This window comes from Bradyrhizobium yuanmingense (genome assembly GCF_029167105.1).
GTDB classification, from domain to species: Bacteria; Pseudomonadota; Alphaproteobacteria; order Rhizobiales; family Xanthobacteraceae; genus Bradyrhizobium; species Bradyrhizobium yuanmingense_A.
The window spans coordinates 39,722-61,112 of the sequence record NZ_JARFML010000003.1; the positions used below are offsets into that span (position 1 = coordinate 39,722).

General features: G+C 57.2%; 17 protein-coding genes and 2 pseudogenes. 10 read left to right on the plus strand and 9 right to left on the minus strand.

Going from position 1 to position 21,391, the window contains the following annotated elements; all coding sequences use genetic code 11:
- Positions 1-983: 983 nt before the first annotated feature.
- Together P0R31_RS05065 and P0R31_RS05070 are read left to right on the plus strand one after the other, a co-directional pair.
- A complete protein-coding gene (locus P0R31_RS05065; RefSeq protein WP_275513105.1) occupies positions 984-1,832 on the plus strand; it encodes a hypothetical protein in 849 nt (282 codons plus the stop codon).
- A gap of 847 nt (positions 1,833-2,679) precedes the next feature.
- A complete protein-coding gene (locus P0R31_RS05070) occupies positions 2,680-3,423 on the plus strand; it encodes a LuxR family transcriptional regulator (RefSeq protein ID WP_275513331.1) in 744 nt (247 codons plus the stop codon).
- Between the two features lie 329 nt (positions 3,424-3,752).
- Here the strand turns inward: P0R31_RS05070 and P0R31_RS05075 are convergent, their stop codons facing one another.
- Complete coding sequence (locus P0R31_RS05075; RefSeq protein ID WP_275513106.1) at positions 3,753-4,958, minus strand: MFS transporter; 1,206 nt, start codon at positions 4,956-4,958, stop codon at positions 3,753-3,755.
- A 904-nt stretch (positions 4,959-5,862) separates the two neighbouring features.
- Between P0R31_RS05075 and P0R31_RS05080 the strand changes: the two genes are divergently transcribed.
- Entirely contained in the window at positions 5,863-6,603 is a 741-nt protein-coding gene (locus P0R31_RS05080; protein ID WP_275513332.1) for an outer membrane protein, read from the plus strand.
- Between the two features lie 294 nt (positions 6,604-6,897).
- Here the strand turns inward: P0R31_RS05080 and P0R31_RS05085 are convergent.
- From P0R31_RS05085 to nodD1, 8 genes and pseudogenes are all read right to left on the minus strand, one after another.
- Positions 6,898-7,141 (minus strand): annotated as a pseudogene (locus tag P0R31_RS05085) (IS5/IS1182 family transposase); the annotation flags it as partial.
- Between the two features lie 35 nt (positions 7,142-7,176).
- A pseudogene (locus tag P0R31_RS05090) lies at positions 7,177-7,676 on the minus strand (transposase); the annotation flags it as partial.
- Positions 7,677-7,791: 115 nt separating this feature from the next.
- Entirely contained in the window at positions 7,792-8,259 is a 468-nt protein-coding gene (locus P0R31_RS05095; protein ID WP_275513107.1) for a NolY, read from the minus strand.
- A gap of 1,250 nt (positions 8,260-9,509) precedes the next feature.
- On the minus strand, positions 9,510-9,665 hold the full coding sequence (locus tag P0R31_RS05100) for a hypothetical protein (RefSeq protein WP_275513108.1): 156 nt from the start codon (positions 9,663-9,665) through the stop codon (positions 9,510-9,512).
- Between the two features lie 53 nt (positions 9,666-9,718).
- The gene (locus tag P0R31_RS05105; RefSeq protein ID WP_275513109.1) at positions 9,719-10,432 is read right to left on the minus strand and encodes a MerR family transcriptional regulator; all 714 of its coding nucleotides are present in this window, start codon (positions 10,430-10,432) and stop codon (positions 9,719-9,721) included.
- A 120-nt stretch (positions 10,433-10,552) separates the two neighbouring features.
- Positions 10,553-10,762, minus strand: coding sequence for a hypothetical protein (locus tag P0R31_RS05110; RefSeq protein WP_157286270.1), 210 nt, complete (start codon positions 10,760-10,762; stop codon positions 10,553-10,555).
- A 467-nt stretch (positions 10,763-11,229) separates the two neighbouring features.
- The gene (locus P0R31_RS05115) at positions 11,230-12,243 is read right to left on the minus strand and encodes a LysR family transcriptional regulator (protein ID WP_275513110.1); all 1,014 of its coding nucleotides are present in this window, start codon (positions 12,241-12,243) and stop codon (positions 11,230-11,232) included.
- A gap of 603 nt (positions 12,244-12,846) precedes the next feature.
- A complete protein-coding gene (nodD1, locus tag P0R31_RS05120) occupies positions 12,847-13,791 on the minus strand; it encodes a transcriptional regulator NodD1 (RefSeq protein ID WP_275513111.1) in 945 nt (314 codons plus the stop codon).
- A 679-nt stretch (positions 13,792-14,470) separates the two neighbouring features.
- Here nodD1 and P0R31_RS05125 point away from each other — a divergent pair.
- From P0R31_RS05125 to P0R31_RS05155, 7 genes are read left to right on the plus strand one after another with little or no spacing between them, the layout of a single operon-like run.
- Positions 14,471-15,103 (plus strand): NodA family N-acyltransferase, encoded by a 633-nt coding sequence (locus tag P0R31_RS05125; RefSeq protein WP_275513112.1) that lies wholly within the window; start codon positions 14,471-14,473, stop codon positions 15,101-15,103.
- Positions 15,100-15,759 carry a chitooligosaccharide deacetylase NodB gene (gene nodB / locus P0R31_RS05130; RefSeq protein ID WP_275513113.1) on the plus strand — a complete coding sequence of 220 codons (660 nt, stop codon included), beginning with the start codon at positions 15,100-15,102 and terminating at the stop codon, positions 15,757-15,759. Before P0R31_RS05125 ends, nodB begins: the two co-directional genes overlap by 4 nt.
- Before the next feature lie 12 nt (positions 15,760-15,771).
- Positions 15,772-17,130, plus strand: coding sequence for a chitooligosaccharide synthase NodC (nodC, locus tag P0R31_RS05135; RefSeq protein WP_275513114.1), 1,359 nt, complete (start codon positions 15,772-15,774; stop codon positions 17,128-17,130).
- 32 nt (positions 17,131-17,162) lie between these two features.
- Entirely contained in the window at positions 17,163-17,774 is a 612-nt protein-coding gene (nodS, locus tag P0R31_RS05140) for a nodulation methyltransferase NodS (RefSeq protein WP_275513115.1), read from the plus strand.
- Positions 17,775-17,801: 27 nt separating this feature from the next.
- On the plus strand, positions 17,802-19,511 hold the full coding sequence (gene nodU / locus P0R31_RS05145; protein ID WP_275513116.1) for a nodulation protein NodU: 1,710 nt from the start codon (positions 17,802-17,804) through the stop codon (positions 19,509-19,511).
- Positions 19,512-19,518: 7 nt separating this feature from the next.
- Positions 19,519-20,433, plus strand: a complete 915-nt coding sequence (gene nodI, locus P0R31_RS05150) for a nodulation factor ABC transporter ATP-binding protein NodI (protein ID WP_157286263.1) — start codon at positions 19,519-19,521, stop codon at positions 20,431-20,433.
- A gap of 3 nt (positions 20,434-20,436) precedes the next feature.
- Positions 20,437-21,225, plus strand: coding sequence for an ABC transporter permease (locus P0R31_RS05155; protein WP_157286262.1), 789 nt, complete (start codon positions 20,437-20,439; stop codon positions 21,223-21,225).
- Positions 21,226-21,391 lie beyond the last annotated feature (166 nt).

The window sequence follows — 21,391 nt, forward strand, 5'->3', positions numbered from 1 at the left end:
CGTTCTTCCAAGCAAATAGACGAACGTACCTTGGACAATCCATGAAAGGCGATCGCCGGGCGGCAATCTAGGACTGGTTATCGTTGGCAGCCTAGGCATGAAGGCGTGCCGGTACGAGGGATGCTGACAAAGACACCTATGCGATCGATCGCTGAGACCAGCCAAGGAAAATGGCTCCAGACAAGCGATGCCCGCGGTTAAGAGTCGGTTGGGCGGTTACGATATTGATATCGAAGTCGATAAAGTTGGCTTGGAAGTCAGCTTGTTGCCGCGAAAGCTACCGGCCAATAGTCGCGCCATCGTGACGCCGGACGCGATCTCTGGGACGTGAGGAGCGGCTTTTCCGCTAGTCCAGCTTCTTTGCCGTCGCGGCAGCGCGCTGACCCACTCCCTCCGTTGGCCCCTGAGTGAGCTTGTAGCCCAGAACGTCGGTCAACTTGTTCAAAGTATCCTGGCGTTCGAGTGCCGCCCACGCAAAAGGTCTTGGGGTCGCTTCGCAGCTCAGTCCAGTCTCGTCGGAGAAGTCCGAAGCTCTCAGAGACTGGGTCATATCTCCGACCGCGGCAGCAACGAAGGATCTTCGCTTGCAAGTGCCGCTTCTAGATAGGCCGCCCGCTGATCCCGCGCCTTCAGGTCGTTCTGGACGTAGAACTTGGTTGCCTTACGAGGCATATGAAGCCTCCTCGGTCATACGGTTGGCGGTTCTGATGTCCTTGCTTCCGCTTGTCTCGACCGCCAAGCGAGATAATCACAGTGTTGCCATGCAATCGAGCAATGGCATTTGCATTCCTCCGCTTCCGGAGCCAACTGTCGAAAGTCTCTGCCCGACCGACTTCGAGTACTCGTATTTAAAGCACAGCGCAGCCTCGACACCGGCCATCTTTGTGAGGCGAGGTGCAGAGCAGAAAGAGAAGGGACGCCGCACTCTACCCGACACTCGCGCTGCAAAAAACCTTTGACGACGCCACGAAGAGCCTCTGTTGATGAACGCGAGTTCAAGTGGCTTCCTGAAATTGCCACCAGAACAGGGGGGCGACAGCATACTTGGTGTTGAGCAAGAATGCTTTGCGAGCGTCCATCTGGCACGCCGCTCAAAGGAGGGTAGTCAGGTGATTGCGCCGATTCGACGGAACTGGAATCCAAGAGACTTCTTCGATGAGTTGAAACCTGCGATGTTCACGGCCGGACCAGCGACTGTGCGCGCACGCCGGAACAAGCTCTGGCCAGAGTTGTATACCGAATACGACGCGAGGCATTTAAGACAAGAATTGTCGAACCGACATCTAATCGCCAGCAGCGAAGCTGAGGCGTTCTTCAGAGCCTGGGCCGCGGATGAAGAGCGTCATACCGAGAGTTTCATCCAGATCATGGAGCTTGTCGCTGGTGAATCCGAAAGGGATCTTCGAGACAGATTGGAAGCTCGAGCGCATGATTTCTCTGCCATCGATGAATACTTAAAGGACGAATTCTCTCTGCTCGTTATGATCGCATTTGACGAGATGTGCACTTGTCGCGCCTATGCTGCGGATAGAGACTTCTATGCCGGACTTGGGAGCAATTTCCTTCGATGGCTGAGAGAGGTGGTTGCCGACGAGGCCGTTCACTCGATGAACGCCGTCAATGTTATTCGTGCCCGTTACTGCGAGCGCATCCCCGACGTCGGCGCAATTCTCGATAGCGTAATCAGCAGCGTGGGCGATGATCCGGATTATGCCGGCACTTTCGTAATGGATTACTTCGGCGGCAGTTATACGAAGAAGATGTTCGACAACTGCCGCGCCACTGTCCTGAGAAACGTCGCTAAGCCGCTGACAGCCGCAGCGACGAATTGACACGCCGGAGCAAGTGGACTGTTGAGCTTTCGTGCATCGTAGATCCGTGCCTTATTTGATGTGCTGAGCGGTCAGATTGGAGTCGGCTCACAGACGGGTCGGCGTTTCACGCGACACGCCGCAATGGCCGGTTCAGTGATAACTTGCAAACAAAGTACACGGATCATCAAATAGAAGGAGCCAATCAAGCAGTTAGGGCGAACAGCCCACCCCAATGGCACTGTCGGCTTTCCTCCTGATGTCGCGAGTCTTCAACACACGCACCCGCAGGATCTATCTCAAATCTCTCAACTCATTGTCGTTTAACCCGATTTTGAGAACGAATGGAACTGGTACGACAATTGCTGTGCTGATCCGCAGGTTTTCCCTTCCGGAGCTGCGCATGCAAAGTACCCGCCGCACCAAGAAAATCCCCCAACTGCGAGCATATCGGGGGGGCCCCCTGACGACCATCCTCCTCCGCCACGAGGGTCGATCAGCCTCAACGCTCAAGAGGTGTTCGCGCTGGAGATACCCGACTGAAGCACGTAGACGCCGCGCATCGTTCATGCATGGCGCGAGACTTGCGCGAAGGCCATCTCGGGCTGCTCATCGACCGCGCTCTCGCCGCTGCCGACGCGGTGAAGACCAGTTGCAGACTGAGGATACAGATTCGTAGGACCGCGCAGATCGTGACCCGGCTCTTTTCATGCTCGCCGGCAAACCGAACATCGACGGTGACACCGCGCTGTTGAGCTCGGCATCACGGAGCGGCTCGCCGATGGAGTGGAACTTGCCTCCGCCTGATGCAAACTCAATCGAAAGGGGCAATACCGACCTTTTGGGCCAGCCCGCTGAGGCGCCTCAAATGGATCTTTTCAGTTTCACCGAATGCGCGACGCGAACGCAATCCCTCAGATCGGTTTTCGAGCTTCTTGTGAGCTGTGCAAGCGACGAAGGCTTCAGCGAAGTCTCTTATGGAGCACTCAATTTCGCGGAGCCACTTCGCCTACCGGAGTATCCACCGCCGGCGGTGGTCGTAAAGTGGCCGCCTGCCTGGTGCGAACGCTATTTTGCGCGCGAGTACCACAAGATTGATCCGGTAGTCCGACGGACACCAATGGTTGCGCGACCATTTCTGTGGGATCAACTCGGAGAGCAATATCAACTACAGCCTGACGAAAGGCGCGTCCTGAATGAGGCCAGAGAGGCCGGTCTCAAGCACGGCATGAGTGTGCCATTGTTTGGGCCATTGGGTCGAATATCTGTCTTATCGTTTGCCTCTCGGTTCGACGATGCCGATCCTCAACAATCTAAAGGCCATCTCAACGCACTAGCCTGGCATTTTCACACCGCTTGTGTGGAGATCATACGTCCAGCGGAAGATAACTGCATTAAAAGAGTTGCCCTATCGGAGCGCGAGCAAGATTGTCTCCGGTGGGTGGCAGGGGGAAAATCCTCATGGGAGATCGGAAAGATATTGCAAATTAGCGAAAATACGGTGAACTTTCACCTCAAGAACGCGATGCGCAAGCTGGACGCGACCAGCCGGGTCCAAGCCGCCATTGTGGCGATCCGCCTCAATCTTATCTTTGACTTCCATGTAGCGTGAGGCATCTTGCTGGCATCTGATGATCGTGTCGAAGTCAATTGGCGGCTGGAAGCTGTTGAACTCAAGAGTTGATCCTAGGGGCAATCGTTCTCCCAGGTCATCGAGGAACCTCAATCGACCATGTGACTGCAGCCAATTGCGCTAGCTGCAACACGGGTCTCACTTTGCTCACCAGGCCACTCCGAAAGGGGAAGAGAAAGATGCGCTCGCCAATGGCTGTCGACGGCGCGCGTCGGGCCTCAATTGCTCGGTCCTTCCGTAGTTGCCTCAAGTATGAGTCCTGTTGACCACGATGCTGTGACTGAGGAAGACTGGCTCGATCATCAGTCTTACGCCACGCGTGGCGGCGTCGGATTGGCGGCGCGGATGAATCCTGCAGCGAGCAAGCCTGAGAGAGCATAGCCGAGGCCTGGTAGGATCAGCGTGACTCTGTAGCCAAATCTAGCCGTGATAAACCCGCTCGCCGCGAAGCCCATCAGTGCGAACGCCGACATCACCGAAGTGAGGAACGTGACATCTGTTCCGGCCTTGCCTGGCCGGGCGAGTGCAAGAAACCAGTTCGTGAATGTAACGTGCTGGACTGCGAGGGCCGCGAACACGATCCCAACGCTCGCGACAGCGCTCACGCGAACGTCGGCATAGCGATCAATAATCGCAAATGCTCCGAAACCGATGGCCATGACTGCACAGCTCCAGATCACGCCGTGATTCGGCGCCGTTCGTGCGAGGATCGCGGTGGTCAGCGGCGCAATGATAGTATACGTTAAGACGTTCGAGATCGCTCCGATCCATCCAATGTCTGCCGCGGCGAAGCCGAGATCAACGAGCCGCAACTGCACCATTGCGAACGCCAGCGCGATCCCGGCAACGCCGGGCGCTATCAATGCGGCCGTTGTCAATAGACCATTGTTGCGCAGGAAGATGGACTGGCGCTGCGGTGAGCGCGATTGGTTCTTGAAAAGGAGCGGTTCGGGGATCGCGAACACCCATCCGACGAAGACGGCCAGCAGCAGCGCTAATCCCAGCAAAGTCGGACGCCAACCGACAATCTCGATCAGCTGGAGGCAGACCGCGCCGCCGATCACGTGGCCGATGACCCGACCCCAGCCCAGCAGCGTGGCCCCGAGCGGACGCTCGCCGGGATCGAGGGCTTCGGCAATGTAGCCCAGTGTTGCGATCCGCTGTGTTGCGGCCACGCTCGCAAGAGCGAGAGAAACAAGAAAAAGCTGCACCAAATCGGTTTTCGGAGTCAAGAATGCCATCACTGCCAGCACAGTGGTCGTGACGACTTGAGTCAACAGGATCCATGATCGCCTTAGCCCCAGACGATTGAGGCTCCATCGATCCACGATGGGGGCCCAAAGAAAGCTAACAGTGAAGGCAAAGAATGCCGTGCTATACAACCCAACCAGTTGCAAGCTGGCGCCGTTCGCTCGAAGGATTACCGGAACAGCCGAGTAGATCAACGCGATCGCCAGATACTGCTGACTGGCCAACGCAACCATCCCGATATGTGGCATGTAGCGAATTGCCATCAGCCTCTTCCTTTTAAGGAGCATTTTCGCGTGTTCTCAAGGAGCATGGAGTGAATAAATAGCGGATCGGTCCAACGCAGCAACCGCGGGCGAATTACCCACAAACAATGAAGCGCCCAGGCCGACGGCGCTGATCGCATCAAACACTCCACTGCGCTCATCGGGTTTAGCCAGGCGCCGTGATGCTGCCATCTATGGGCGACGGTGCGAATGAAGCAAGCAGCGTGCCGCTTGAAAAACCATCGTCCTTGTCGCCTCTTTTGCGCGGGCGCGTCAGTTTGGGGACATCGTTATCTTTAATCCGACATTCGGGTCGTCAGCCTTGACGGGTGCGGACGGGGCGTCGGCGCTTGGGCAGCGGCTCATGTCTGTTGCGCGACTTGGAAGGCGGCGCTTAGGCAAAACGACCTGTGATGCGGGGAGAGAACTCCAAAGGAAAAGCCCCGAGCAAGGTCGGGGCTCCTTCAGCCCACCGGCAGTCTCGCAGCGCTAGAAACCCGACAGATGCGTCCCGCTCCGCAGACCAACTGCAATCAGCGCGGCTATGATCGCGCGATTGTTCGATTGACAGCTTGTAGTGGCATCTCTTTGCGCGCACATTCAATGCATTCAGTCCTCCGCTTCATGTTCCTTGACTCGGATCGGCGACGGGATGCAAAAGTGACCTTCTTTTGAAGCGAGCCTTGATATGGAGTCACCTACTCTGTTGCGGCGCTGACGCGCGCGACCACTCTTAGGCCTCGATGCGCGAGCTGTTGCTGACAATCAAAGTGTACAACTTTACGCAGCGTCAGATTCAAGCCAATTCTTTCGAAGTAAATGTTGCGCAGCAGTTACAGCAATTCGCGTTCGCGCTGCTATGACGGCGCACGATCGGGGGCCACTCAAGGAAATGAAGCTCGAAATGAAAAACTTGTTGCTTATGACTGCGAGCATCGTCGCACTCACCGCTGCGGCGCCTGCATTCGCGGTGGATCTCGCTGCACAGCCCGTCTACACCAAGGCGCCTCCTCAGCCGATCGCGGTCGCGCTCTACGACTGGGGCGGCTTCTATGCTGGCGTCAACGGGGGCTGGGGTTCGGCTCATTCCTCGTGGGATTTCGCGGGCACGACCCCTGAGGGCTCTCACGACGCAAGCGGCGGCACGCTGGGCGGGCAGATCGGCTACCGTTGGCAGATCGGCCAGACGGTGCTTGGCGTCGAAGGCCAGGGCAATTGGGCCGATTTCAACGGCTCCAATGTCAGCAGCGCTTTTCCAACCAACGTGAACCAGACAAAGATCGACGCGTTCGGCCTAATCACTGGCCAGATCGGGTATGCGATCAGCAACGTACTGCTTTACGCCAAAGGTGGCACCGCGATCGTGGGCAGCAGCTATCAGGTCAACTCTGTTTCCGCAGGCACGCAGCTTGGGAGCGCGGACACGACGCGTTGGGGCGGTGTTGTTGGTGCCGGATTCGAGGTCAATTTGACGCCGAACTGGTCAGCTGGGCTTGAGTACGACCATGTATTCATGCCGACCAGCAATGTGAACTTCACCTCCGCCGGAGGTGGAGCTTTCGGGAACGATCGCGTCCGTCAGGATTTTGACCTCCTGACCGCGCGGCTCAATTACAAGTTCGGCTGGCCCCTAGTTCTCAAATAACGATCTTCCCTTCAAAGGGAAGGAGCCCCGGCCCTGGCCGGGGCTCCTTCCCGCGCAAATCAGTCGGGCGCAACGTCACACAACGTGCCATTTGCAAAGACCAGTTCTCCATACGGCCGCGGTCGACCACTGTGCATACAAATGCGGTTAAGGCCATTCAAAGTACGTCTTATACCAATTGATCTTCGGGCGCACTGCGTGTCTACCGGAAGTTGGTCAGCTGGTACGAGCGATGGGCTAGCGGGGCGCCGCCACGTGAGAGTAGTCAGTCGACTGTGAAGAAGCCGGATTGAGCTAGGCTGGAGTTGCGAGCGCTCGCCATAACAATCCCAGGAAAAGGCCCAAGAGTTCTCTGAGCCAGGCGAGGACGCGGCGGAAGTTGTGGCCCACGGCTGAGAGAATGAAGTTGGCTCCGTTCGCCTGAGCGGCCTTTGAGGTAGTAGCGGCCGAGGTGACCGTCGGACTTCAGGTGTCCAATGATGGGCGGATGGCGGAGCGACGGCGCAAGTTCGCGCTTGATGACACCGAAGACGCCGCGCGTCAGCGTTTTGTTGCGTCAATTCCAGGGCCAACTCGCGTCTGGTTCTGGCCGTGGCGCCATCCCTGGCGGCGGAGCAGAACGTGGACACGGCGATAGCCGTAGCGAACGCGGGCACGACAGATCTCCTTGATCCGATGTTCGACGGGCAGCTTGGCCTGAGCGACGCAATTTGTAAGGGTAGTCGATCAGTCAAACTTGAGTGCTGCGCAGGTCCTGCGGATCGAGACCTGCCACTCGCTATGGACTTCGTCGACCAGCTTGCGCCTGCGGCCAGGCTTCACAGTCTTCGGTGGATCACGTTCTGCAGCATCTCGTTGTCGAGCGACAGATCCGCCAGCTTCTTCAGCTTGACGTTCTCGTCCTCGAGCTGCTTCAGTGGCCGCATATCGGTCGGCAACAGCCCGTCATACTTCTTCTTCCAATTGAAGTAGGTCGCCTGGATGATCCCGGCTTTGCAGCAATGTCCGCCACGGCGACCCCAATCATGGTCCTGCTTGAGAATAAGCCATTCTGGGCGTTTTGAGGCCTTCATCGCCCTTCGCCCATCCACAGCCGGGACTCGGTGCGAAAAGCTCTAGCCAAAAATGGTCTAGTTTGCCGGCCTTAGATCATTGGAGCGTTCTGTGGAACTTGCCGGCTAGTACCTATTATACGCCGCAGCATGGATTAGCGCCCTGCCTGATCAATTCGCACAGGTATAGCGCATCGCTGACTGCATGGAAGGCCTCTGGTCGGCCATTAGCGGCCACCGCACGCGTCAGAATAAGCTTCGCGATTGTAGTCCGGTTGTCAGGTGTCTGCATAGCTGATGGCAGGGCCGCAACTGCTTGATCAAAAAGTCGGCCCAAAAACTGAAGGTCCTCAGGATAGAAAACACCAGCTTCCATGTCTGGAGGTCGGGTGGTCTGCCGTTGTCCGGCTGCAGTCCCGGCTCTCGCGCCGCTTAGGTCACTCTTCGATTGCTCTGATATCAAGGTGCTCGTGATTTTGCTCGGCAATTGAATCGGGTCGAGCGGTTTTTCCTGTTCGCAGATCAGGCCTGCAACAGCCTCGACCTGTTGCTTGATTCCATGTTTAGGGTACGGCACACCCGGATTCCAATGTTCAAAGTCCACAGCGCGTTCTCTCTCGATAATATAACATTATGTAGGGACGACGTGTTGTCACCCCGTTCACGGGTACTTGCCCCAGCCAGATTGCAGCTGCTTGAAGACACGAGGCTGTAACAGGAAACGCTGACCATCCACGCCACACGGCGGTGCCGCCGCTATCGCGGCTTGCAACCAAGTCGCGCGGCCAGAGCCGCTCTCTGGCGTGCTGATTTGTCAACCCAAATGCCATAGTGTCCACCGGCGACGCGTAGCGAGGGGCAGTACTCCTTGCTTACGTATCAGGCGTCGATTGTCATTGACGGGCTTGAAGCGTGCCAGCCGACTAGCATGGGGCACGACGCTGCATCCGAACGATGAGTTCGTCTATCTTCGTGCAACAAGCGGTGCAAAGAGAGAAATCCATTGCCATACGACCCTTCTGATCGCTGCTTCCAATCCGGCAATTGAATATGAGCATTGAGGCAGATCCGGTAAAATCGATTGTTTTTATGGTAACCATCCAGGCTGCCGATAGGCCGTGTTGGGCGCTACCACTTGGCAATATAAGAATCTGTTCGACCATCGTGCTGCCGCCGCGACCTGAACCGCACGAGGAGCTTGGTGAATCAGCGCCTTGCCGAAGCCGCTTTGTTAACGATGGAGGTCGAGGTCCCGCTGCCGCTGAATGACGTGGAGCCGCTCAGCAGTGATGCCAAAGGCTGACGTGCTGTCGAGGCGTACCTGCGATTTTCAGGCTAGGGGTACTGTCCTGGGCCACGCTGAGAGGCGCTGCCGAACGCCTGATCGCACGGGCGCGACATCCAAGGGTCAGCACTGTCGCATCATTGTGAATTTGAATGAAAGTTGCCGTAGACGGAAGTCTCTAGCAAGCTGCCAAAGCAGGTAGTTGGCACCATCCTCCTCAATCTAGTTAGGTAGAAGCGGTCGCACCGAAGTTGACGACGCACAGTTCACTCTCGAGTGCAGCATCGAAGGACAGTGGCAGGTAAAGCTTGTCAGAATGGCATTGAGTGCGTGAAGGTACCAGAATGTTGTTGAGTCCTCGCTCACGACAAGCGATTGCCGCTAGCAAAGGCCTGCTGGTGAGGCCGCTCGATCACCAACACCAGGGACGATCCGTAGATCTTCAACGTGAGTGCAGCCGACTAGATGAGTGCAGAAGACATCCGTATTTCTTGTACTGCAGATGAGGGCCGACGCACGGGAGGTTTGCGCCGTCGACAGCCGCCCAACCTACCGACTCAGGTCGATTGCTAGCGATAAATATCGGCGGATATGACGTTGAGTTGACGGGCGCTATTGATCATTTGTCGAGAGCCGAAGATCGACGTGGTCACTGCGGGTAGCAGCGTCATGAGTGACCAGGCGATTCGAGTTGAAAGAAAACCGCCGATGGTCAGCGACGCCAAGAAGTGCATTCGGAACAGACCGCCGAGGTGCGGAGCGGCCCTGCGGGTCTGTGCTAATGCGGCTGATCCCCCAGGGCAACAAGAGCGCTGTCGAGATACTGCATGAGGTGCGGATCCCACCCGGCCAGACTGCGAGGATCGCTCAACCGTGCCAGGACCTTCAAGATGGTTGAGCCGGTCAAATCATTTCCGGCGATCTCGCTGATCAGCGTGCGTGCCTCAAGCGCCACGGCCTTTGTGCCGTCGCTGCACGGATGCTCGTTCCGGTCCATACAATCGCGCAAGTCGTTGCGGATTCGCCGCCACCGCTCCTCCCGGTCGGCCGCTAGAGCGCATGTGCATGGACGAGGCTGAGGGCGTGTCTCAACCTTCGACATCGCATCAAGCGCGGCGGGTAGCTGGTCAACGCTCACTCGTACGTCACCGTCAGTCGTCATATTGCGCAAACGATCTCGCAACTGAGTGGCACGGGCGACTTGAACCTCAATCCGCTGCAGGTGCTTGCGCAATAGGTCGGTGAGAGAGGTGCGACCGTCCATCGCCCTCCGGATCTCCTGAAGTGAAAAGCCGAGCTCACGGAGGGCCCGGATTTGATGCACTCGTTGAATGCTTTCACGGTCGTACATCCGGTGACCGCCGTCGGTGCGCTCCGACGCGGCAAGTAGACCCGTGTGCTCATAGTGATGCAGAGTGCGTACCGTTACTCCGGTAGCCCCTGCAAGTTCGCCTATGCGCCATCGACGCCTTCGTGGTGTAGCTTTGGTCATGATTTTCTATTTCAAAGCCTACAACCTAACGCCACGTGAGATTCAAGCCATTTCAATGGTCTAGCTGAACCATATTGCAACTTCGGCGCACGCGAGGGGCTTATCCTGAGTGGCACTTTATCAAACGGCGGAAGAGATGGCGTCCATCAGAATTAATAGGGAAGCCAGCTCGGCTTCGCCTGCAACTCCGAGCTGCAGCACAAGCTGCGCGATTGCCGTTCGGTTTTCTGGAGTACGCATTGTTACAGGCAAGGCCGTGATTGCTCGGTCAAAAATCCTTCCCAAGGTCGAAAGCTCCTCTGATTCGAAGATGCGATGCTTTCGTTGCAACGTTCAGCTCCCTCGAGTCTCATTGTGCTAGCGCGCGCACGTGGCCAAGGTGTTTGGCTGCGCTGGGTCCAAAAGAAGGCGGACTGGCGGCGCACACCGACAATGAAGTGCATGCGCATCTAGTGATGCCGTTGTGCAACACCGTCGCGGGCGAGTCTGGCTCGAAGTTACGCGTAACCGTTCTCCGCGCTTAGTCAGCGGTGCGCGCGCACTGCAGAGTTCGAGCGTTTGAAAGTCGCAGTTTGTCTTCTATACCTTCCGCAGCTCTAATGGCGACTTGATGCCATTCCCGCGCGGCTGGGCTCGATAGCAATTTGCGATCGCCGGCACAATAGTGTCACGAGCGATCCAAAAAGGCTGCAAACCGTCGCGAGTCCGGTACCGGATTGCTTGAGGCAGTGAATCCAAGCTGGGACTGACGTGAGTTGCTTTACTTACGCGCAGAGACGGGTGTGGCAACGTCGCCGTTATGACGAACGCGGCTCGGCTAATTGCGATGCTTTGATGGAGAGCGGATCACTGCGAAGATTGGATGACAAAAGGGATTTGACTATCTGCCGTTCTTCACCCCAAGAGCCCATGCGGGAGGACTCCTGCAATAGTATCTCTCGCATCCATATGCTTGCCGGATCGGCGTTGTGAAAGGCGGGCCATTGGACGGCTTCGGTAAAGGCCGGAAGTGACAATGGCAGGTCAACAATACGCAGCGGGGTCGCTTTCTCGAAATGCTTAACCAACCTTAACGGCATTACTCCGATGCGGTCAGTGCCTGATAGCATGGGCGGGATCATGCAAAAGCTCTGCACGACAATATCGATGCGCCGCTTGAGCCCATGTTGGAGCAAGAACTGTTCTTCAATCGAGGGATTGTGTGCAAGATTCCACCTGACTGCAACCTGTCCAAGCGACATATATTCCTCGAATGTCAGCCGATGCGGCAGGCGCTTGTTCGTGCGGCAGCCTGCACATACAAGCCTTTCACCAAAAAGTGCCGCCCTCGGATGAGCACTCGACATGAATGGTTCCGGCATGATCAGAAAATCGATTTCACCTCGCCGGAGAAGCTCATCGTGGTCTTCCCTAAGCGGTAGCAATTCGAAGCTGACTGCTGGAGCGTCTCGCGCTACACGATCTACGATCTGTCGGAAAAAGATCAGGGTGACGCAATCGGAAAGGCTGATTCGGAAGCGACGACACGATTCGGCTGGATTAAACTTGTCGCGCGCAATAATGGAGAGTTGTATGTCGAGCAACGCCTTGCGAACAGGAGAGGCGAGGCTTTCAGCACGCGGTGTCGGGACAAGTGTTCGACCTCTCATCGTAAACAGCTCATCGCCGAAATAGGCGCGCAGCCGGGCGACGGCGGCGCTCATGGCCGGCTGACTGAGGTTGATGCTGCGAGCTGCGGCGGTCAGGTTGCGCGCGGTCATCAATGAATCGAGTACGACCAGAAGATTCAGATCAAGGCCCTTGAAGCGCATGCTTATCCCACTGAAGGCGCTTGGGTGGTTCTAAACACCCGCGGCATCTATGATGGTATCTATCCTCCACCTCGGCTGGCTCCCTCCGAGTGCTGACGCTGTAGAGGCGCCCGGATGCTTGATCGCTGCAAGCGGACGATCGCAGCGTGGAACTCGCCGGCGGTGCGGAACGGACCATTATGCTGATCCCGCAATCGCTCGCAGCATCACATCGATCTTTTAGACTCGCAGCAGCGCAGCTCCGGGAGTTGCGCCATCAAGGCGAAAATCCGCGAGGCGTTGTCCATGACCGCGTACGTTACTCGTGGCCCACTGAATGCGAGCCTACAACCTGACGCAGTGTGAGGTTCAAGCGAATTGTTCCGCGGGGGCTCTTGGCGACTGTCTCAACTGCGTGAGGCCACACTTGGTGAGTCCTCCGCGCCGAATGCCGTGCCAAATCGGTCGAGGCCGCCAGCGCTGCGGCCCGCCCGTGGCATTATCCGCAACGAAGCGCCATCGATGCTTGAAATGCCTTGCAGCCCTTAGAGCATGTGTGCGCTAGAAGAGCTGCCTGCGAATGTAAGGCATTGAGGGTGTCATGTTGTTGTGTTCGTGAGTTAGCTAGCAATGCCTACGATGTCGGACCGCCTCATGCGCAGAAGCCATGTTGGCGGCCTCCTGCAATATGATCCGTCGCATCCAAATACTTGCCGGATCGGTATTCTTGGCAGCAGGCCATTGGACGGCTTCGGTGAAAGACGGAAGCGGGAGCGGTGGTTCGACGATCTTCAGGAGCATTTGCTTCTCGAAATGCTTAGCCAATCTTAACGGCATAGTCCCGATGCGAACAGTGTCAACTAGGACAGGCGGAATCATGCTAAAGCCCTGAACAACGACCTCGATACGTCTCTTCAGGCCGTGTTCAAGCAAGAACCATTCTTCAATGTTAGGCCTCAGTGCTCGTCCAAACTTGGCTGCGACATGTCCCATTGACATGTATTTCTCGACAGTAAGCTGGCGTGATAGCTGCTTGTTTGTCCGGCAGCCTACGCATACAAGCGTCTCCTCGAACAGCGTCGCCTTGGGGTGCGCGCTCGACATGAACAACTCCGGAAAGACAAGAAAGTCGACTTCGCCGCGCCTGAGAAGCTCATCGTGCTCATCAGAGAAGGGCAGCAACTCGAAGCGCACGGCGGGAGCCTCCCGCGCGACACGGTCTATGATTCGTCGAAAGAACACGATCGTCATGAAATCGGAGAGGATGATCCGGAAGCGGCGGCTCGATTGAGCCGGGTCGAAAGCGTCCCGCGATATAATAGAGAGTTGAATGTGCAGCAGAGCCTCACGAATCGGGGCCGCTAGCCCTTCGGCTCGAGGAGTGGGGACAAGTTCGCGGCCCCTCATCGTAAATAGTTCATCGCCGAAATAGGTGCGTAGCCGGGCAACGGCGGCACTCATGGCCGGCTGGCTCAAGTGTATTTTGCGTGCCGCCGCCGTGAGATTGCGTTCGGTCATCAGAGCATCGAGCGCAACAAGAAGATTTAGATCAAGGCCCTTGAACCGCATAGCTTGGGTCAATCCATCATGTGGATGTGTTCTATCGAAACAATCGATTTTACCTGACCATGCAATATTGGATAGCAAACTTCAGTTTGGAAAACTGAAACAGGCATATCACCATGGCTCTCATTCGTTGCGTTGGCTCCGGAATGCAGCGGACGTGCGGTGGCCGTGTTCGGCCGGAGCGTCAGTCGAGTCGCGACACGGTGTCGTTCTGCTCTAAACGAGCTGCAGCGCGCCGGCCTGGAGTTGCGAGTGCTCAATCGGATTTGTTGCGCCTTGCGAGCGATATACCTTTGTATGGGTCTTCGATTCCTTTCAATATCGGGAATTTACCCGCGTACAATTGAGGCATTGCTCGATCTTCCCTTAACTTCACGACGAAACGGCAGATGCGGATTGCTGGTGCCAGATCTTGCGGCGGCTTGTTAGAGGCGTCGCGCGGGCCCATCGCGTTAAAAGGCAAGTCGGGAATGCAAGAGACGCTAGTAGACCCGGTGCAGGTGTTTCGCGCCTTTGATGTGATCGCCACCGTCAATCGCTGCGCGTTGGGCGAGAGTGATGGACTCCCGCCATACGCGTCTGGTCGCGTTGAGAATCCCATCCCGGCCAGTGAGCAGCCATTGAGCAAGCGGGTGTCTCGCGAGGCCAAGCCCCTCAATCATCTAACGGTTGGTGGCTTGCCATGAACATTGCCGTATCCACAACTGCAGAAGGTCTCTCGATGCGTCCGCAGGTTCAGTGGAGGGTTCGCTGGGAAAGTGAGCTGTGCCTCGCCGACCATGTCGAGCTCTCCGAGTTCTTCCGGAAGAGCTACGGGCCAACCGGTGCCTTCAATGCGCAGCCCTTCGAGAATAATCGCAGTTGGGCCGGTGCGAGGCCCGAGGTCCGGGTGATAGGGTATGATGCTCGCGGTATAGCCGCTCATATCGGCCTACTACGCCGGTTCATCAAGGTCGGCGAAGTCGATCTGCTCGTAGGCGAATTGGGATTGTACGCAGTACGCCCCGATCTTGAGGGGCTCGGGATAACCCATTCAATGCGCGTTATGTACCCGGTTCTGCATGAGCTTGGTGTTCCGTTCGGCTTTGGTACAGTGCGGCCCGCACTGGAGAAACATATCACAAGAATGCTTGGCCGGCAGGGGCTCGCGAGACTCCTTTCTGGCATACGCGTCCGATCAACCCATCCAGATGTGTATCTGAATTTGCCGACTACCCGCATCGACGATGCTCTCGTGTTGGTGCTGCCGATTGTGCGATCAATAGGCGAGTGGCCGACCGGTACGATTATCGATCGGAACGGGCCAGAGCTGTGAAGCATTCCGATAACCTGCGCTCGGTGCGTAGCGAGTACGCTGACGCCGACGGAAGTCGCTGCGTCTATTTGACGTTTGACGACGGCCCAAATCCACTTTGTACACCAGATATCCTGGACCTGCTGGCAGAACGTAGGATCCAGGCCACCTTTTTCGTCATTGGCGCCTACGCAGCGCAACAGCCGGAACTCATACGGCGAATGATCGCAGACGGGCATGAGGTCGCTAATCACACGATGACGCATCCGGACCTGTCCAGTTGCAAACTGGCCGAGGTGCAAAGTGAAATACTGGGAGCCAGCGACGTCATCCGTGCGGCTTGCCCGCAAGCCTCGCTGCGGCACGTGCGAGCACCTTACGGAAGGTGGACTGAAGAAGTGCTTGCGACAGCAGCGATGGCCGGACTTGGCATGGTGCACTGGTCGGTGGATCCACGAGATTGGTCGCGCCCTGGCGTTGATGCGATTGTGAACGCGGTGCTGGCCTCCATCCGACCGGGTGCGATCGTGCTCTTGCACGACGGATGTCCTCCCAGCGAGCAGAGACAGTGCACTCACGCTGGTCTGCGCGACCAGACGCTCACGGCGCTTTCACACCTGATTCCCGCACTGCAAGAGCGTGGTTTCGCAATCTCCTCCCTTCCTCAACTTCACTGAACACTGGACAAAATGGATTTGCTCGCCACCACCAGCACTGTCGCTGTCTCATGTTATGCGCTGCTCTCGACTGTCTACAAGAGCTTGCAGGCGCTCTATGCTACGCCGCCAAATGCGCCGGCGCCCCCAGGTGACCTGACACACACTTCTGCCGCTCTGCCGAGCGTCGATGTTATCGTCCCGTGTTTCAATGAGGATCCGCACACGCTCGCGGCCTGTCTACAATCCATTTCTGCCCAGGACTACGCTGGAGAATTGCGCGTTTATGTGATCGATGATGGTTCGGCAAATCGCGCTCTTTTAGAACCCGTTCACAGCATCTTCGCAACCGACGCCAGGTTCAGCTTCATTCTACTCGAAAGCAACGTTGGGAAGCGCAAGGCGCAGATAACCGCGATACGACGTTCAACCGGAGATTTGGTGCTCAACGTCGACTCCGACACGATGCTCGCGACAGACGTGGTCACAAAGCTCGTGCTGAAGATGCAAAGTCCGGAAGTCGGAGCGGCAATGGGGCAGCTGACTGCCAGCAACCGGAGCGACACTTGGCTGACCAGATTGATCGACATGGAATACTGGTTGGCATGCAACGAAGAGCGCGCGGCACAGGCTCGCTTTGGCGCCGTCATGTGCTGCTGCGGCCCTTGTGCTATGTATCGCAGGTCCGCGCTCGTGTTGTTGCTAGATCAATACGAATCGCAGTTCTTTCGCGGCAAGCCGAGTGACTTCGGCGAGGATCGTCATCTTACGATCCTCATGCTGAAGGCAGGGTTTCGAACCGAGTACGTCCCGGATGCCATTGCGGCGACAGTGGTCCCAGACAAGCTAGGACCTTACCTGCGTCAACAACTGCGTTGGGCGCGCAGCACCTTCCGCGACACGTTCCTCGGCCTGCGCCTGCTGCGAGACCTTGATAGCTATCTCACCCTCGACGTAGTCGGACAGAATATCGGTCCGTTGCTTCTCGCCTTGTCGTCCATAATGGCTGTTGCACAGCTCGCCGTGACGGCCACCGTGCCGTGGTGGACAATCATAACGATCGCATCAATGACCATGGTTCGTTGCGGTGTGGCCGCGTTTCGTGCTCGCCAATTGCGATTCTTCGGCTTTTCGTTGCACACACCGATCAACATAGCTCTTTTACTTCCCGTGAAGGCGTATGCTCTGTGTACGTTGAGCAATAGCGATTGGTTGTCGCGCAAGGTCGCCAACGTACCGGCCGGGGATGAGAAACAGGCGGCTGTCCAGAACCCGAGCGGTCGGCGAAGCGCCGCAGAAGGTGCGCAATTTGCTCGGGCAGTTCGCGGGACGGATCTTTCGTGCAGTTCTGGGAGGCTGGCTGCGACCGACAACGTATGCGGCGGCGAGTAGCGAACACATTACATACAGGTGGCGGAAGCGAGATGGCGGACAAGAAGTACGAGTTATTAGAGCGCGAATTGGCTGCCGACGACCCGTGGCGGCTCGACAGTAACCCGTTCGAACAAGAGCGTTACACCAAGATGCTCCAGATGTCGTTGTCCAAAGAGAGCATCAGGAATGCGCTCGAAGTGGGATGCGCGGCCGGTACGTTCACAGAAAGGCTTGCGCCCCATTGTCAGCGCCTCTTGGTGATCGACGTCATGCGGCAGGCGATTAATCGAGCCCGCGAGCGGACGAAGAGGGAGCCGCACATCACCTGGATCGTCGCGGACATTCAACGGTTTTGGACCGCGGAGCCGTTCGATCTAATCGTGGTGGCGGAGGTTCTTTACTACCTCGGCGACATAGCTGAACTGCGTGCTGCGATCCGGAACCTCATTGATATGCTAGCGCCAGACGGGTGCCTGGTTTTCGGATCGGCGCGTGATGAGACATGCAGGCGTTGGGGACACCCTGCTGGTGCTGAGACAGCAATCGACATCTTCAAGGAAGAGTTGATTGAGGTCGAGCGCGTACCATTCCGGGCGGACTCGGGTGACGAGGAGTGCCTCCTCGTCCTCTTCCGGAATCCCATTAAATCGTCAGGCAATTGAATTGCTGCTCATAGGCAAGGAGAGAGTATGCGCATCTGCGGCATCAAGCTAACCCATGACGGATCGATCGCTGTTGTCGATGACGGGCAGCTTGTCTTCTGCACCGAGCAGGAGAAGCGCGGCAATAATCCGCGGTACCAGGCCATTGACAATCTCGATGCCATCGTTGCCGCCTTGGCGGAGCACGGTCTGGGGCCACAGGATATTGATCAGTTTGTTATTGATGGTTGGGACGGGGAGGTTGAATCATCCTTCCAGGTTCTCAGCGGAATGGTACCTATCGCCCTCAAAGGCGCACCGTATGTCGAACGCCGTGCCGAGGGTCTTCTCGATGCGATCGAAGGCTTTGGCCTGATTCTCGGGGGTAAGGCGTACTCGTATCGCAGCTATCCGCACGTCACAGGACATGTCGCGTCAGCATATTGCACGAGCCCCTTTGCCCATGCCGGGCAACCCGCGTTCTGCCTCGTATGGGACGGCTCGATCTTTCCAAGACTTTACTATGTTGAACGCCATGGCGCGCGGTTCGTCGAATGCCTGTTTCCAATGGTCGGGCACGCTTATGCAGCCGCCGGGCACCATTTTGGGCCTTACAGGCAGGCTAAGCGAACCAATTGGGACCTGGGCGTGGCCGGCAAGCTGATGGCCTACATCGCGCTCGGATCTGTTGATGAAAACATCGTGGCAGTGTTTCAGGAGCTCTATGAAAGGCGCTTTGCAGCAGATACGGAGCAGGCTCGTCGTTACCGTGCGGAAATCTACAATGCGGAATCCTCGCTCCGAGCTATGCACGACTTCTTCGATGCGTGCGCGATGCGACTGGGCTCCAAGCGGCCCGAAGATGTACTTGCATCTTTTCATGTGTTTCTAGAGCGACTCCTTGTCAAGGAAATCGCATTGGTGCTGCTGCAGCACTCCTCACTTCCGGGAGCGCGCAACCTATGTATAGCCGGTGGTTGCGGCCTCAATATCAAATGGAACAGCGCACTACGCGGAACTGGTTTGTTCGATCACGTATGGGTGCCCCCATTTCCGAATGACAGCGGATCTGCGATTGGTGCCGCTTGCTCTGGGATGGCGGCGCAGAGAGGGTTCGTACCGCTTGAGTGGTCCGTCTACAGTGGACCCGCCCTGCAAGATAGCGAGATCCCAAAAGAATGGTGGTCCGAGCCATGCAGTATGCGCGAGCTTGCTGCGATTCTCGCCAGCAACAAGCCCGTCATCTTTCTGGCCGGGAGGGCTGAGCTCGGTCCGCGGGCCTTGGGTGGCAGGAGTATTCTTGCAGCCGCGACTTCGCCAGCAATGAAGGATCATCTCAACGATATCAAACGCCGCGAACACTTTCGACCCGTGGCACCGATATGCTTGGAAGATCGGGCGCCGGCCATTTTCAGCCCTGGAACGCCCGATCCTTACATGCTGTTCGATCACCAGACACGGGAGGAATGGCGGGACAAGATACCAGCTATTGTCCATCTGGATGGATCTGCGCGATTGCAGACAATCCCCAGAACGTCTCAACACAAGGTCGCCGAGCTCCTGGTGGAGTATGAGCGGATCACGGGAATTCCACTACTTTGCAACACAAGTGCCAACCACCACGGACGCGGGTTCTTCCCGGATGCCGCAGCAGCGTGCCATTGGGGGCGTGTTGACCACGTATGGTGCGATGGCCTGCTCTGGACCAAAACGGCCGTAAGTGAGCCATCGTCGGCCGAACAACTTCTTCCGGCCTAACAGAAACATGTCCACCGCAGCAATCGATCTTGCCGGCATAAAAAAGTCATTTGGCGACAAGCTCGTGGTGAACGAGCTGTCGTTCACCGTCGCTCGCGGAGAGTGCTTCGGATTGCTGGGGCCGAACGGCGCTGGTAAGAGCACAACCGCGCGTATGATCCTTGGCATGATGTCGCCTGATGCAGGAGATATAAGGGTACTCGGTGAGCCTGTGCCGAGTCGAGCTCGCTGGGCACGTAAGCGCCTCGGTGTGGTCCCGCAGTTCGACAATCTTGAACTCGAGTTTACCGTCCGAGAAAACCTCCTGGTATTCGGCCGCTACTTCGGAATGGGTGCGCGCAAGATCGAGAGCCTGATCCCGTCATTGCTTGATTTCGCTCGCCTCGAGAGCAAGGCGGGCACCCGCGTCTCCGAACTGTCGGGTGGCATGAAGCGGCGGCTGACTCTGGCGCGTGCTCTGATCAACGACCCCGATCTCCTGGTTATGGACGAGCCGACCACCGGTCTCGATCCACACGCGCGCCACTTGATTTGGGAGCGCCTGCGATCGCTGCTGGCGCGCGGAAAAACGATTCTTTTGACTACACACTTCATGGAAGAGGCGGAGCGGTTATGCGACCGGCTGTGCGTGCTTGAGAATGGGATCAAGATCGCCGAAGGCAAGCCTCACGTGCTGATCGAAGAGCAGATCGGCTGTAGCGTGATCGAGATTTACGGGGGCAATCCACAGGAGCTGTGCGCATTGATCAGACCCTTTGCGCGGCACCTGGAAATAAGCGGCGAGACGGTATTTTGTTATGCGCCCGAACCGGAGCAAGTCCTCGCGCAATTGCGCGGGCGCGTCGGCCTTCGCCTTATGCAGCGCCCTCCAAATCTCGAAGACGTCTTTTTGCGACTGACCGGGCGCGAAATGGAGAAATGAGCGATGGGTGAGGGTTATGCAGCGGCCATGCCCGCCAACGCGTACAACTGGGTCGCGGTGTGGCTTCGCAATTGTCTGGCATGGCGCAAAGTCGCGCTTGCATCGATTCTCGGCAATCTCGCTGATCCGATAACCAATATGTTTGGCCTCGGGTTCGGTCTCGGGATGATCGTCGGGCGCGTTGACGGTACTTCATACATCTCGTTTCTGGCGGCCGGCATGGTCGCGACAGGCGCCATGACGGCTGCGACCTTTGAAACCATGTACGCGGCTTTTGCCCGGATGGAGACAAAGCGCACCTGGGAAGCCATCCTGTCCACACAGCTCACGCTTGGAGACATCATCCTAGGTGAATTGGCCTGGGCAGCCAGCAAAGCCGTTTTGGCCGGGACGGCGATTGGCGTTGTCGCCGCCGTACTGGGGTATGCGCCGTGGACGTCCATTCTCTGTGCGATGCCAACCATTGCCCTGACTGGGCTCGCTTTCGCAAGTCTGGCAATGGTCGTCATATCTCTTGCGCCCACGTATGACTATTTCGTCTTTTACCAAATGCTTGTCATTACGCCTATGGTGTTTCTGTGCGGCGCAGTCTTTCCGGTGAGCCAAATGCCGAGCTCATTTCAGCATTTGGCGGCCTTGTTGCCGCTGGCTCATGCGGTCGAGCTCATCCGTCCAATGATGCTCGGTCGCGCGACGCCCGACATCGGCGTACATATCGGTGCGCTCTGCATTTACACGGTATTGCCGTTTTTCGTATCGACGGCACTGTTTCGTCGACGTCTGATGCGCTGACGCAGCATTGCGCAGAACGAAGCGGAGACAAATCATGCAATCCCCGATGGTGACGGCTCGACACGACAGGGCATCCGATGATCGCTTCGCACGGTGTTCAGGCGGACGACGTCAGTCACGGAGCCGCGGCCCAATCTGCACTACGGCGTTCAAATGCCAACACCGC

Coding starts and splice junctions, on each gene's coding strand:
- P0R31_RS05075 (WP_275513106.1), bottom strand. CDS start 4,958: ATGGCAATTCGCTACATGCCACATATCGGGATGGTTGCGTTGGCCAGT.
- P0R31_RS05080 (WP_275513332.1), top strand. CDS start 5,863: ATGAAAAACTTGTTGCTTATGACTGCGAGCATCGTCGCACTCACCGCT.
- P0R31_RS05155 (WP_157286262.1), top strand. CDS start 20,437: ATGGGTGAGGGTTATGCAGCGGCCATGCCCGCCAACGCGTACAACTGG.
- nodC (WP_275513114.1), top strand. CDS start 15,772: ATGGATTTGCTCGCCACCACCAGCACTGTCGCTGTCTCATGTTATGCG.
- nodD1 (WP_275513111.1), bottom strand. CDS start 13,791: ATGCGGTTCAAGGGCCTTGATCTAAATCTTCTTGTTGCGCTCGATGCT.
- P0R31_RS05115 (WP_275513110.1), bottom strand. CDS start 12,243: ATGCGCTTCAAGGGCCTTGATCTGAATCTTCTGGTCGTACTCGATTCA.
- nodS (WP_275513115.1), top strand. CDS start 17,163: ATGGCGGACAAGAAGTACGAGTTATTAGAGCGCGAATTGGCTGCCGAC.
- P0R31_RS05070 (WP_275513331.1), top strand. CDS start 2,680: ATGGATCTTTTCAGTTTCACCGAATGCGCGACGCGAACGCAATCCCTC.
- nodI (WP_157286263.1), top strand. CDS start 19,519: ATGTCCACCGCAGCAATCGATCTTGCCGGCATAAAAAAGTCATTTGGC.
- P0R31_RS05125 (WP_275513112.1), top strand. CDS start 14,471: ATGAACATTGCCGTATCCACAACTGCAGAAGGTCTCTCGATGCGTCCG.
- P0R31_RS05105 (WP_275513109.1), bottom strand. CDS start 10,432: ATGACCAAAGCTACACCACGAAGGCGTCGATGGCGCATAGGCGAACTT.
- P0R31_RS05065 (WP_275513105.1), top strand. CDS start 984: ATGAACGCGAGTTCAAGTGGCTTCCTGAAATTGCCACCAGAACAGGGG.
- nodU (WP_275513116.1), top strand. CDS start 17,802: ATGCGCATCTGCGGCATCAAGCTAACCCATGACGGATCGATCGCTGTT.